This is a genomic window from Deltaproteobacteria bacterium (genome assembly GCA_009929795.1).
In the GTDB taxonomy this organism is placed as follows: Bacteria; Desulfobacterota; Desulfovibrionia; order Desulfovibrionales; family Desulfomicrobiaceae; genus RZZR01.
In genome coordinates, this window is record RZZR01000016.1 from 18,264 (window position 1) to 31,574 (window position 13,311).

Annotated in this window: 16 protein-coding genes; 13 read left to right on the forward strand and 3 right to left on the reverse strand. The window is 50.7% G+C overall.

Features of this window, described 5'->3' with window-relative positions:
- The first annotated feature begins 14 nt into the window (after positions 1-14).
- Together EOM25_03465 and EOM25_03470 are read left to right on the forward strand one after the other, a co-directional pair.
- Entirely contained in the window at positions 15-749 is a 735-nt protein-coding gene (locus tag EOM25_03465; GenBank protein ID NCC24248.1) for a hypothetical protein, read from the forward strand.
- Complete coding sequence (locus EOM25_03470; protein ID NCC24249.1) at positions 592-1,200, forward strand: Hpt domain-containing protein; 609 nt, start codon at positions 592-594, stop codon at positions 1,198-1,200. Before EOM25_03465 ends, EOM25_03470 begins: the two co-directional genes overlap by 158 nt.
- Positions 1,201-1,224: 24 nt before the next feature.
- Here EOM25_03470 and EOM25_03475 read toward each other — a convergent pair whose 3' ends face one another.
- The gene (locus EOM25_03475) at positions 1,225-1,851 is read right to left on the reverse strand and encodes a CYTH domain-containing protein (GenBank protein NCC24250.1); all 627 of its coding nucleotides are present in this window, start codon (positions 1,849-1,851) and stop codon (positions 1,225-1,227) included.
- 80 nt (positions 1,852-1,931) lie between these two features.
- Between EOM25_03475 and EOM25_03480 the strand changes: the two genes are divergently transcribed.
- On the forward strand, positions 1,932-2,612 hold the full coding sequence (locus EOM25_03480; protein ID NCC24251.1) for a lactate utilization protein: 681 nt from the start codon (positions 1,932-1,934) through the stop codon (positions 2,610-2,612).
- A gap of 3 nt (positions 2,613-2,615) precedes the next feature.
- Here EOM25_03480 and EOM25_03485 read toward each other — a convergent pair whose 3' ends face one another.
- Together EOM25_03485 and EOM25_03490 are read right to left on the reverse strand one after the other, a co-directional pair.
- Complete coding sequence (locus EOM25_03485) at positions 2,616-3,974, reverse strand: M23 family metallopeptidase (GenBank protein ID NCC24252.1); 1,359 nt, start codon at positions 3,972-3,974, stop codon at positions 2,616-2,618.
- A 344-nt stretch (positions 3,975-4,318) separates the two neighbouring features.
- Positions 4,319-5,290, reverse strand: a complete 972-nt coding sequence (locus EOM25_03490; protein NCC24253.1) for an integron integrase — start codon at positions 5,288-5,290, stop codon at positions 4,319-4,321.
- A gap of 509 nt (positions 5,291-5,799) precedes the next feature.
- Between EOM25_03490 and EOM25_03495 the strand changes: the two genes are divergently transcribed.
- The 10 genes from EOM25_03495 to EOM25_03540 form a co-directional block, all read left to right on the forward strand.
- Positions 5,800-7,134, forward strand: a complete 1,335-nt coding sequence (locus EOM25_03495) for a hypothetical protein (protein ID NCC24254.1) — start codon at positions 5,800-5,802, stop codon at positions 7,132-7,134.
- The gene (locus EOM25_03500) at positions 6,938-7,450 is read left to right on the forward strand and encodes a transposase (GenBank protein NCC24255.1); all 513 of its coding nucleotides are present in this window, start codon (positions 6,938-6,940) and stop codon (positions 7,448-7,450) included. Before EOM25_03495 ends, EOM25_03500 begins: the two co-directional genes overlap by 197 nt.
- On the forward strand, positions 7,395-7,979 hold the full coding sequence (locus EOM25_03505) for an IS630 family transposase (protein ID NCC24256.1): 585 nt from the start codon (positions 7,395-7,397) through the stop codon (positions 7,977-7,979). The genes EOM25_03500 and EOM25_03505 overlap by 56 nt, the downstream gene beginning before the upstream one ends.
- Before the next feature lie 30 nt (positions 7,980-8,009).
- Positions 8,010-8,510 (forward strand): hypothetical protein, encoded by a 501-nt coding sequence (locus tag EOM25_03510; GenBank protein NCC24257.1) that lies wholly within the window; start codon positions 8,010-8,012, stop codon positions 8,508-8,510.
- A complete protein-coding gene (locus EOM25_03515) occupies positions 8,503-9,411 on the forward strand; it encodes a hypothetical protein (GenBank protein NCC24258.1) in 909 nt (302 codons plus the stop codon). The genes EOM25_03510 and EOM25_03515 overlap by 8 nt, the downstream gene beginning before the upstream one ends.
- 169 nt (positions 9,412-9,580) lie before the next feature.
- Positions 9,581-10,843, forward strand: coding sequence for a DNA cytosine methyltransferase (locus tag EOM25_03520; protein NCC24259.1), 1,263 nt, complete (start codon positions 9,581-9,583; stop codon positions 10,841-10,843).
- Positions 10,795-11,202, forward strand: a complete 408-nt coding sequence (gene vsr / locus EOM25_03525) for a DNA mismatch endonuclease Vsr (GenBank protein ID NCC24260.1) — start codon at positions 10,795-10,797, stop codon at positions 11,200-11,202. Before EOM25_03520 ends, vsr begins: the two co-directional genes overlap by 49 nt.
- 16 nt (positions 11,203-11,218) lie before the next feature.
- The gene (locus EOM25_03530) at positions 11,219-12,136 is read left to right on the forward strand and encodes an HNH endonuclease (protein ID NCC24261.1); all 918 of its coding nucleotides are present in this window, start codon (positions 11,219-11,221) and stop codon (positions 12,134-12,136) included.
- Positions 12,137-12,313: 177 nt separating this feature from the next.
- Positions 12,314-12,619, forward strand: coding sequence for an NIPSNAP family protein (locus EOM25_03535; GenBank protein NCC24262.1), 306 nt, complete (start codon positions 12,314-12,316; stop codon positions 12,617-12,619).
- A gap of 266 nt (positions 12,620-12,885) precedes the next feature.
- On the forward strand, positions 12,886-13,311 hold a 426-nt coding region (locus EOM25_03540; GenBank protein NCC24263.1), incomplete at its 3' end, for a nucleoside deaminase.

A 13,311-nucleotide genomic window follows, 5' to 3' on the forward strand; every position in this document is an offset into this window, starting at 1 on the left:
AACGCCCCTGAAGCATGAACGCGAGTTCGCACACCTTTCGGGTTCGACCCCGGTATGGGGACTTTTCCCCCGGAGGCCATCTGGGCCTGGGGGCCATGACTCGCTTCCTCCAGGAAGCGGCCATCGACCACTCCAAGGCCCTGGGACTTGACATCGGCACGCTCTTGCGCCTGGGCCGGACCTGGGTCCTGCGTGGCTTGGCCGTGGTTGTCGAGGGGCTTTCCCCGCAGCACGGTCAAACCGTGGATGTCCGCACCTGGTGTGGATCCCTCCGCCGGGTCCGGGCCCGCCGCGACTACGAGGTCACCGTGGAAGGCCGGCCCCTGCTCCGGGCCACCAGCCTCTGGTTGACAATCGATCCGGGCACGAGGCGGTTGGCCGCCCTGCCCGAAGAGGCATCATCCCTGTATCGCCCCATTCCGGAAACGGCCCTGGACGAGGACATTGGGGCCTGGAAACCATCCTGCCCACCCCAGGTCGCAACTCCCGTCGAATCCGGCATCCGCTTGGCCGACATGGACGGCAATGGCCACCTGAACAACGCCGTCTACCTGGACATGGCCGAGGACGCCCTCTATCGGGTCCGGGGCCATGAACCGACGTTCAAATCCTTTCGGGTCGTTTTCGGCCGGGAGATTCCTGTCGGAAGCACCTCGGTCTGGGTGGACGTATGGACCGGGCCGCAAAAAACCCAGGTCCTTATCGGCGGCGAGCAGGAACACGCATGGGTCGAGCTCGGGCACGAATGACAGGGCTGATCCCCCGCGAGGCAAGAAAATATTTGCTTGCTCCGGACCGGCTCCTTGGATAGGTTTATCCAACATTTCCCCAACACCGGCCACGGCAAGCATGAAAGACTACATCGACCTCGACGCCACGATTGAACGTATGGGCAATGACCCCGAACTGACGGCCAGGGTCTTCGCCCTGTTCATCGAAGACATCCCCCATAAACTCAAAGCCGTCCAAAAGGCCGCGGCGGACTTGGATCTGGATGTCATCCGGCGTCAGGCCCACTCCATCAAGGGCTCGTCGGCTACCATCGGGGCCTTGGCCATGCAAGAGGCTGCCCTGGCCCTGGAAGAGGCCGCCAAGACGTCCGATTCACAAAGGGTAGTCGCGGCTGCGTCCGATCTCCTGGCCAAGGCCGAAAAAACCTTCTTCCACCTTCGTCAATATCTGGACCGGTCTTCAGCCTGAAACTCGCGATCGAGGAACTCCACGTCAGCCGAGATGATCCATGGCCATGGCTTCGGGGGATACCGGAACATCCAGTGTCTGGGACAATCTCATCCGTTCGGCCGAATCGAAGGCAAATCCCCGGGAATCTGCCGTGCCGCCTCCGAACAGTCTGAAAAGGGAATGGTAATCGGAGTCCAGGGCCTCATCACGAGATAATGACAGGGCTCTGGCCGCACTCCAGATGTCCCGCTCCTCCCCCTCGATCTCCCAGTAGCGGCCAAAAGGCAGGATATCCTGACAGATCGAGCACTCTCCGAATCGCCAGACCCGGCGAAACTTCTCGTACCTGGCCGAGACGACGAAACCCAGCTCCAAAAGGATCCCCAGCATGGCCTGGGCACTCTCCAGACCACATTCGTCTTCCCGGCGGACCTTGGCGCCGGCCACGGCCTCGCTGTCCAGGCTCTTGCGCTTGAGCGTCAAAAGCGGCGTGGCCCCGGACCGGACCCGCAAAAGCGTTCCCTCGGAGGCCAGACGTCCTTCCGGGGTATCCAGAACCACATTGCTCTCCAGATGCCAGGGCACGGCCAGATGGCCGTGAGCTTGAAGCACCTCCTCGACCGGCCCGAAATCCAGGACCGAAAACTTGACTTCGATCTCCAAAGGCATTGAACTCTCCTTGTGTGAACCGCCATCAACAGAACAGGCGAAGCCCGGCAAAACTCCATTATTTACCCGTGAGGTCCAGAATGCCCGCCAGGAAGACCAAAGCCCAATATCCGGAAGATCCCGTCCAGACCCATTGGGGGCACCGACTGAAGGCCGTCAAGGATCGTCTGGAGTCAAACAACTTTCAGGTCCTGACGGCCGAATCATCCGGACAGGCCAAGGACATGGCCCTGGAAGCCCTCCGACAGAGGGCGCCCTGTCTCGTGTCCTGGGGAGGATCCAAGACCTTCGTCCAGACCGGGCTCTACGAGGCCGTCCTAGCCGACCCGGCCTTCAGGGTTCTGGACACCTATGCCAAGAACATGACCCGGGAGGAAAGCATCGAGCGCCGTCGTCAGGCCCTTCTGGCCGACGTCTTCGTCACCGGAACCAACGCCCTGACCGAACAGGGGCACTTGGTCAATCTGGACATGATCGGCAATCGGGTCGCGGCCCTGACTTTCGGCCCGAAATACGTTCTCATTCTGGTCGGCCGGAACAAGATCGTCCCCGACCTCTCCTCGGCCATGGACCGAATCAAGCGCTACAGTGCTCCGGTCAACGCCGTCCGGCTTGGGAAAAAAACGCCTTGCGCCAAGACTGGGGTCTGTCAGGACTGCCGAAGCCCGGAACGGATCTGCAACACCTGGACAGTCTCAGAGAAATCCTTCCCCGCCGGACGAGTCTGCGTGGTTCTCATCAACGAGGATCTGGGTTTCTGATCTTCAGCCTTGGACCTTGCCCGCCTGTTCCAGCTTGAGCTCAATATTGTCCCGCAGCCAGAGCGGATCCCACCACTCCACGGGATTGACCGGCAGCCCCGAAAGCACGACCCCAAAATGGAGGTGATCGCCTCCGGCCAGCCCCGAGGTTCCGGTCCGGCCGATGGTCTGGCCCTTGGCCACATCCTGGCCCGGGGCCACATCCATCTGGCTCAGGTGGGCGTACAGGGTCTGAAGACCCAGTCCGTGGTCGATGATGACCACATTCCCCCAGATGCCCAGAAAATCGGCAAAAATGACACGCCCATCATTGGAGGCCGGCACCTCCGCCCGAAGGGTCGAGGCCAGGTCCACGCCAAGGTGGGTCTGTTCGTCGATCCTATCCTTGTTGTAGAAATAGGTCCGGTGATCGCCGAAAGTGGCCCGGGTCGCCGCCCTGGGCTGGCGGACGAATGCTCCGGACCACAAGGGCGTCGAACTCGTATTCTGACCCATGGCCACCAGCATGGCCCTGTTCTGCGGCCGAAGCTCCCGGTTGACCTTTAGGAAGAGTTCCAGTTCGTTCTCGGTCTCCGGAAAAAGGTGACGAAACTGGGGCATGACGGCCGTCAGAAAAGAGTCGTCGATGTTGATCTGGTCCCTGGGAAATTTCTTGGCCCGGACATGGCAGGAAAAACCGCTTTTCTGAACGTTTCCAGCCTGGTCCTCAAGCAGAATCCGCGGCTGATCCACCTTGGGATCGGCATCATACGGAAAGGCAAAATAGCAGAAGACGTCGCCGTCCTGGTCCGTGTATCCCGGGAAAAACCACTTCCCGATCTCGACCCCGGCTCGGACCACCGCTTCTCCCGGCTTGAAGATGACCAGGCCGCATCCTCCCTGATTGACATAGTGCTGATGGGTGAGCACGGCCACCGACGGAGGCTTGTTGTCCAGGACGAGGCTTCTGCGGATCATCGCTCTGTTTCCATCCCCCCAATGAGCGAGGGATCTGTCTCGAACGGCGACCTCCAATTCAATCTCGCCATCGGTCAGGCCCTTGGCCGAGACCGTGAAATTTCCGCTCCAGGACTCGAGCGGCTCCGCAAAGGTCTCGGACAGCACCTCGAACTCCTTGTCACCCTTACGGACCAACACCAGGACATCCCGCAACCCTCGGCCTTCGTCCCTGGCCGTCAGGGTGAACTGGATCTTGGAATTGACGGCCGCCTGCTCGGGAGAAAGCTCCACCGACGGCAGGCGGGACTCGAAAAAGAAAAGGTAGGCCCAAATGCCGGCCCCACAGACCGCCAGGAGCAGGAATACAAACACCCCGCCCTTGAAACCGAAACCTCCTCCGGACACGCTCTTCTTTCTAAACACACAAAACCCCTTGGTTGCGGTCAACACCCCCCGAGGCAAATCGCCGCAGGGTCAGGAAACACCCAAGAATCCCCATCGCCACAAAAACCTGCCCGGCCCAGGACCAGACCGGTCCGTGCCGCTTGTGAATCTATGGAAAAGGGCTGGGGGGGTCAAACCATCTAACGGGGCCTTGCGCCTCAAGACGTGCACGCCCCATTGACTTCAACGGGGAAGTATCCCGAACGGTACATCTCAGAAAATTCGAATCAGAAGAAGCCCATTCGATATTTGTAAAGCCTACAGGCCGGGGTGTCTTTTCAGATCAGCACGACTTCGTCACGCCCATCCCCTCGATCCGTCCGTCAGACATCCAAGGGGCTTTTGACCCCCAGGCCGTCGCCCTTTCCGGCCACATGGGTGTAGACCATGGTCGTTTGCAGGCTGGCGTGACCCAACAGCTTCTGGATGGTTCGGATGTCGTATCCGATCTCAAGGAGATGGGTGGCGAAGCTGTGGCGCAGGGTGTGAGGCGTGGCCGGTTTGGTCAACCCTGCCCTATCCCTGGCTTGGCGCACGGCATGCTGGATGAGGCTGGGATGAAGATGGTGGCGACGCACGGTTTTGGTTTTGGGATCCACCGAAAGCGATGCCGAGGGGAAAACCCAGAACCATGGCCATTGGGTGCTTGCGCCTGGATACTTGCGCTCCAATGCGTCGGGCATGAACACGCCTGGAATCCCTTCGCTTCGATCCCGGTCGAACAACCTTCTGGTTGACTGGATATGGTTTTCGAGATCGTACCGAATGACGTCGGGCAACATGGTAACCCGATCCCGGTCACCCTTGCCGGCCATCACCACAACGCGGCTTCGTTCGAAATCGATGTCCTTGATCCGCAAACGCAATGACTCCTGCAAGCGCAATCCGCACCCGTAGAGCATGCGGACAACCAGCCCGGAATCCCCTTCAATCACATCCAGGAGTCGACGCACCTCCTCCCGGCTAAGGACCATGGGCACACGGACTCTCTTGTGGGAGCGAAAGGCGTCCACCCCGTCGAATTCCCGGCCAAGCACGTGACGGAAGAAAAAAACCAGGGCGTTCAGGGCCAGGTTCTGGGTGGATTTGGAGACGTTTCGCTCCACGGCCAGATGCGAGAGATAGGCCTCCACATCCCGGCCGTTCAATGCATCGGGAGCTTTCCCTCGGCAATGGGCCAGAAAATGCCGTACCCGGCCCACATAGGCCCGCTCCGTGGCCAATGAGCGGTGTTTGAGACGCAGAACGCGAATCAATTCCGTTTCCAACTCCGGAAGGATCGCAATTTCGGCCATATCGAGCGTGTCCTCTGATTTTTTCACAGTACTTCCATTGAGAAAATACATATACAAGGCCAAGGCATCCCGGGCCTGCCTGACTTGCCAATCCTCCAGGGATGATGCAATTTTCTCCAAAAATTGATCACGATCGACTTGGTTCAGAATCGCGTCCAACGAACGAGCGCGCTCGCAAAACATGGCCACCCAGCGAAGATAGTACGGGCGTTGTTTTTCGGAAACACCCTTTTGCCGACTAATGAATTGATGAAAGTTCGGGCCGTCGACAATTTTTGAAATAATATTATCAATATCCATAATAATTTTATAATTTTATAATTATCACAAAATGTCAAAACATAAAATATCAACAATTAAAGCATGTTAATAAATAAATGTTCGCCAATTATCCATTGACATGAGGTTAATCAGTTTGATATTTTTTCTTTTTGAATAATCTCGTTAATAAGTAATGTTAAGCGATATAATCGACATCGCAGTAAACAAACTAATGAGAAGTAAACTTAATGAGTGAACATACTGAAGTCCGCCTTCCTCTAGTAGAAAAATTGCTCAAGCTGGGATGGGATAAAAACCAGCTTCAATATGAGCCGGAATGGCGCGTCCCGAAAACGCCTAGCGCGGCTAGTCGTCGTGAGAAAGGGCAGAGCTTTAAATCTTTTCCAATCGATGTTGCGATTTTTGATCATCCATCTCATGTAGGTGATTATCAACATCTTCAAGTCATAATTGAAACAAAAGCCCCAACCATAGTTGAGGGGATAAATCAGTTAGAGATCTACATGAGCCTTGAGCCTCATGTATTGCTTGGAATATGGACTAATGGCCAAGAATTAATTCTTGTTTATAGGACTCCTGATGGCAAGTTTGATATTGATAAAAATGGGAGCCTTCCAAGGCCCACGGATAGCCTCATAAGAACAGCAGGAAAGCGCCTAATTTGGGCTGACTTAGAAGTCCCTACTACCGCAGAATTAAAAAAGACATTTTCTCGGCTGTTAGATGTAGTGGTAAGCAGAGATACCTTAAGCACTCGCAGAGATGATCAACTCAACAACTTGTGCAATATCATTCTTGCTAAGTTGGAAGGCGATAAGTTAGCCAAGTATTCCCCAGATGACCCAGCTCCTTTTCAAGTATGGGGCAGTGAAGAGGAAACCGCGAAAAAGGTAAAATCACTTTTTGCTGGTATGCGTATAGCACATAGCGACCTATTTTTAACTGATTCGGATAAAGACATACATCTTGATGATCATACAATTCATGCATGTGCGTATGAGATTTCTAAATATAAACTTCGTGACACTTCTATTAGTGTTATCTCTGAAGCGTTTCAAATATTTAGAACCTCAAGTTTAAAATCCGAAGAAGGCCAATATTACACTCCATACCCTGTCATTCGGAGTGCGATAAAATTAATGGAAGTCAAGCCAAGTGATAAAGTCTTAGACCCTGCATGCGGAACAGGAGGGTTTCTTCTAGAGAGCTTTAGGCAGCTAATTGAAAACCATCCTACTATGTCTGATGGCGATACGAAAAGCTGGGCAAATCGTCATCTATTTGGAGTCGATAAAGACCGAATTAATGTTATACTTGACGACATAATTAATTGCGTATTGGTCAAGATCATGGCATCGTGGCCCCATGAAAGCGCTCACGATTACCGATGCCGAAGACATGATTATGTCTATCCAGGACGAAATTCGCCGCACCGAGGAAGCCCGCTACGATCACCGCCTCCACGCCATGCTTCTCGTCGCGCAGGGACTGAGTTGCAGGGAGGTTGGAAAGATCTTGGGCGATGCACCCCGGACAGTCGCATACTGGGTCAACAGGTTTGAAAATGAGGGTTTTGCTGGTTTGGTCGATGGAGAGCGGCCCGGGCGTCCCCGCCGACTCACCAAAGAGCAACTCGCCGCAATTGAGACGGCCGTGCGAAAAGATCCTGCCGAATTCGGATTGCAAGGCCTTTGGGATGGGAAAACTCTTTCGTGTTTCATTCAGAACCAATGGGGCATCTCCCTTGGAATTCGACAGTGTCAGCGCCTTTTCCGAAAACTCGGCTTTCGACTCCGCAAGCCTCGGCCGAAAATAGCGCACGCTGATCCCGCCCAGCAGTCGGAATATAAAAAAACTGCTGAGATTTCTGAAGAATAAGCGGATCGACATCTGGGCCTTGGACGAGGTCAGATTCGAACAGCATGGAACCAGATGCCGCATGTGGATTCCGAAAGAAATGAAAGACCCGATTGTACTCCATCATCCGACAAGAAAGAGTGTAGGGTATTTCGGAGCAGTGCGAATCAGAGATGGTAAATTCGTCTATCGCCGAGAAGCCGACAAGTTCAATGGGGAGACATTCTTTCAATTCATCAAATACTTGCGCCGAATCAGCTCTCACTCGGGAAGGCGGGTTGTGCTGATCGTCGACAACGTCAGATACCACCATGCTCAACTTCATGCTGAATGGAGATTGGGCTGTCATAAGAGATTTGCGCTGGAGTTCATGCCGCCCTACAGCCCTGAACTCAATCCCATTGAGCGAGTCTGGAAGATCACGAGGAGAAAAGCTACCCATAACCGATACTTCCCCAAGTTGGAGGATGTGATCAATGCCGTTGAAAGTGTGTTCGACCGATGGCGTCATGGTAGCGAGGTTCTCAGGAAGTTATGCGCAATAAATTAAGTCGTCACGTATAAGTTAACAAAGGCAATCATGCTAACCATTGGCGATGGAAGCACAAATACCTATTTGGGCGACTCTATAAGAAGGCATTTGTGGGCTACATATTTTCAAGATTTACAGACTGCGCTTACTCCAAGATCATTTACATGCATTGTAACCAACCCACCGTTTGGAAAGGGATTGAAGGTTTCAAAGGTTGATGCAAAAGCAGCCGGTTTCACTATTTCCAGAAAGCCGAAAAAACTAGCAAGTGGTGGCTTTGAGTTTTCAAAGAGCGTTTATGAAGAGCGAGAGATAGGAATATTATTTCTTGAGCGCTGCTATGACTTGCTTGCCGATGGTGGAAGATTAGGAATTATTCTGCCTGAGACATATATGTTTTCACCTTCCTATGCCTGGCTTAGGTTCTGGCTTAAGGATCGGCTTGAATTAAGAGGCATGCTGAATATTGCCATGGAGGCATTTCAGGGATTCTGTCGTGCGAAGACAAATTTCTATATTTTCGAAAAGGTAGCCAATAAAAATGCATAAACCAAGTTGGTTCCGAGATGGAAAAACTCTAATTGTAAACGCAAAAACGTGCGGAATTAATAAGGATGGTCACGAACAGTATATTGTGAACCCGGATACTGGAATTCGCTCAAACTCTGATATAGATGATGATCTCGCAGAATGTTGTGATCTTGTTAAGTCTGGGGATTTTTCTAGAAAAGAGGTGTTTTTCTATGATACGAGTCGGACTGTAGAAGCCGGTTCATATGTTCCAAAATATTTTGACCATAAAACGCTTGAAGGGATTGAAGAGCTCTCAAGAAATAATAAAGGGTTATCGCTTAAGTCATTAGGCCAGCTAAAAAAAGAAAAAAAGATATTGTTGTTCGGTGGTCATGGAAGCCCTAGCTCCGATCAGAGGCTTGGTGAAATTCCATATATAAAGGTGTCTGACCTTCGCGCGGGGCATGTAAATATTAATCCAACAAATATGGTACCTATTGCGCTGGCAAAGAAATTTTGGGGTGGTGATACCTCTGGCCTGCAAGCATACGATCTGGTTTCTCCTGAAAGAGCATCTAAAAATATTGGAGAGTTCTGTGTTCTTATGCCGGGGCAAGAGAACTCGGTATTAACCAAGGAGGTTATTGTTGTTAGAACTAATACAGACTTGTTTGATCAATTCTATTTGCTTTGGGCTCTCACGCTTAAAGAAGTCGTTGCGCAGTGGGAGCGCATAGTGTTCATGCAAACAAATAGGGAAGATGTCGGCAAAAGAATGCATGAGATTCTAATTCCCATACCAGAATCAAGAGAGCTTGCCGACAAGCTTTCATTTCAGTTTAGGGATTACTATCAAAGCCTTGAAAAGGCTAGACGAATTTTTGTCGATTCAATTGAACATAGTAGCTTTAGTCATCACATTCATTTGGGTGAGTAGCGCTTAACAAAGTGCTGCACGCGGATAAATTACTCGCTGCGCTCGCAATTTACCGGTGAGCTTGGTCGTTCGGCCACCAACCCGATAATTACGAAGATGAAATTTTCACCCAAAATGGTAGAATCCGGAAAACTCTTAAAGAGATTTCAACATCTGAGGCGTCCTCGCTATGTATCAAATTGAAAATACATTAGAAATTGACAAATCTTTAATTTTAAAAGAAGACGAAGCGACTTACCATTCTCGCTGTTCCGGAGAGCTACTACAGAGCCGGGAACGCTATCGTCTGATAGATCTTTTCTGTGGAGCCGGAGGCATGTCGTTAGGGTTTTCAGAGGTTTTCGGCCAACCGTTCCAATCTGTCTGGGCAAATGACTTTAATCAATTTTGCGGCGACACTTATAATGAAAATTTCGGCCCTCATTGTGTTGTCGGAGACATTGTCGAAATACTGGACCAAGGGAAAATCGAGATACCAAAAGCTGATGTTGTAATTGGTGGCCCTCCATGCCAAGGTTTCAGTCTCTTAAATAAAAATCGCGAAAATGACCCTCGCAAGGAATTGTGGCGGCCATACTTAGAAGTTGTTGAACGATCCGGTGCATCAATTTTTATTATGGAGAATGTCCCCCAATTGCTTGGCACCTTCGAGCATGGTGAAATCGTCGGAGCGGCAAGGTCTCTCGGCTTCCGAGTCTGGCAAAAAAAATTAATTGCTGCAGATTATGGGGTTCCTCAAACTCGAACCAGAGCATTCATCATAGGTTGTAAATTCGCCGATCCGGCTGTGTTATTTCCACCTCGGAAAACTCATTTTAATCCAAATGGGAACGACAAACCGTTAACTCTTCCTTTTAATAAGGAGGAATACCTATCAACTCCTCCAAAGTGGAAAACAGTAAGAGACGCTATTGCCGATTTACCGTCGCCCGAAGGGACGGAAATAAGAAATGTCCCCCCCCCTTTAGATTTGCATTTTGGGAGAACCCCAACTGAATTAAGCCGCAAAAGATATCGAGCAATTCCGCGAGAAGGGATGAACCGATTTGATCTCCAGAGAATTGCTCCGGAGTTAACCCCAAAATGCTGGATTAGAAAAAAATCAGGAGGAACGGACCTGTTTGGCAGACTTTGGTGGGACAAACCGTCTGTAACGATACGCACCGAATTTTTCAAACCTGAAAAGGGTCGCTATTTGCACCCTAAACAGCACAGGCCGATCACCCATCGGGAAGCGGCACGATTTCAAAGTTTTCCTGATAGTTTCAAGTTTTTGGGTTCCAAGATAGAGGTAGCCAAACAAATCGGCAATGCCGTGCCGCCTTTACTTGCGGCACGAGTGGCAGATGTCGTTAGATTACTACTTGATCAAAAATATGGGAAATGGACGTCTTCTCAAGAGCAAAACGAAGTCAAATTATGTCGCGGGTAGGCGGCAAAAACACCAAGCCGGAAATAGCCGTCCGCTCTCTACTACACAGTTTAGGATATAGATTCAGGCTCCACCGAAAAGACTTGCCGGGAAAGCCTGATATAACATTGCCGAAGTATAAAAAAGTTATCTTTGTTCATGGCTGCTTTTGGCATGGACATGAAGATTGTCCACGCGCTAAGCGTCCCTCAACCAATGAAGAATTTTGGCGTGAGAAATTAGATAAGAACATTGAACGAGACAAAGAAACTGTTACTGCTTTAAAGGAATTAGGTTGGGATGTATTAACTGTTTGGACTTGTGAAGTGAAGGACACGAATAAACTGAAGACTAAGCTCCTTTCGTTTCTTGGATGGTGATAAGAGAGTATCGGGTATGAAATCTGAAAAAATTAGAAAAGAACTGCAGGAATTATTAACCAATTTTGAACAGGAATTAAAATCCGACAGTTTACGAAACAAAGTTCTCTCTCTTGTCCCTTGTTTTAGCCATTTGCGTGATCTCGGGAAATCTCTTATTCCCTCTACTATTGCAAGAAGCGCCAGAGACCGTATTCTCCATTATTTCAAAAAATATCAGGCAGTAATCATAAGCGGTGATGAGCTGCTTGTCGTCTCCGGTATCCAAGAATACGCCCGTAGGGTTCGGGAGTTAAAGGTACAGTTCGGGTGGTCGATTGTCAGCGGTCTGACAGCCAAGCAAATGGCGGAAGAAAACGAATTTCCTCTACCGGATATTGACGCAACATCAATGGGGCCTTCCGATTATATATTGCTTTCTTCACAGCAAGACAGGGATGCGGCCCACCGTTGGAACCTTGCCAATGAAATTAGAAGAGAAAACATTTCCGTCCGCGACAAAATATTGAAATATTTGAGGGCGAACGTCGGTCAAAAAGTAACCGGCGAGGAATTAAAATATTTAGCAAAAGATAGGTCGGAGTGGGCAAGAAGAGTCAGAGAATTACGCACAGAATTTGGTTGGCCTGTTGTAACCCAAAATACCGGCCGCCCGGATCTTGAAGTAGGAATGTATCTACTTGAGGCTGATCGCCAAAGCCCTGAACATGACCGGCATATACCCGACCCGGTAAAAAGAGAGGTGCTTCGGAGGGATAGTTACAAATGCACCCTATGCAATTGGTCCCACGAAGAATGGAATAGATCGGATCCGCGTCACTTGGAGTTACATCACAAAAAACACCATGCCAAGGGCGGCGGCAACACGGAAAGCAACCTGATCACTGTATGTACGGTTTGCCATGACGAAATACACAGGAAAAAATCAAAATAACGGCGAGGCCGAACCAGGCGCTGCACTTTGAACGCAAGGGGCGCGGGCTTATTGCCTGTTGCCCCTTTTGTGTTTCCAGTGGTTGTTGCAGCTGATTGAAGCCCCTTGCGGCAAGTGAGCTTAACGTTATACTTTATATGATCAACAAAAACGAAATAAATGAATAAGGAGATTTAAGTGGTAACGTGTTATTTACGATATGTGATAGATCCATATAAGATCAATGAATTCAAGCATTATGCAAAACTATGGATACCATTAGTAAATAAGTTCGGCGGCCAACATCACGGGTATTTTCTGCCATCCGAAGGCGCAAATAATATTGCATTAGCGTTATTTTCTTTTCTGAGTCTCGGAGACTATGAGCAGTATCGAAAAGATTCGTTCAGTGACCCAGATTGTATATCTGCGTTTCAGTATGCGGAAGAGACGAGATGTATTATTTGCTATGAACGCAGCTTTTATAAACCACTTTTTAAATAGTCGACCCTGAAAATCAATCAACTTATTGAAATAAATTGACATTATTACGGATCGAATGTATTGATTTCGACCAGGAAACGCATGCGGGATGCAAAAAATCGGTCAAAAAATTCAACCCAGGCGACATGAAATGCGGACAAAAGCCCGGAACATGATCGGCATCGTTATCCCCTTTTTCCTCACCTGTGAAGATAAGGAGCTCGGCCTTATGCCCGTTTTTCGCACCGTCACCCCGATGCTGACCCTGGCGGTCCTTTTTTGGACCCTTGCCGGCACCCCGGCGTTTCGCGGAAGATACGAACGAGACCTACCTGCGCCAGGCCTTCGCCATGGCCGAGGAGGCCATTGCGAACGGGAACCCGCCCTTCGGCGCCGCACTGGTCAAAGACGGGCAGGTGATCGCCCGCACACCGAACACGGCGCATACGGACCACAACATCTCCCATCACGCGGAAACCAACTGCCTGGGCGCCGCGGCGCGCAAGCTGGGGTACTGGGGTCTTGAGGGCTCCACCCTTTACAGCAGTTGCGAGCCTTGCGAGATGTGCTGTGAGCTGATCTTTCTCACGGGAGTCAAGAAGCTGGTTTACGGACTGTCGGCCGAGCGGTTCGCCAAGATAACGGGTTTCAGGAAAGCGATATCGGCCAAAACGTATTTCAACTTCGCCAACGACAAGGTTGAGGTCGTTGGG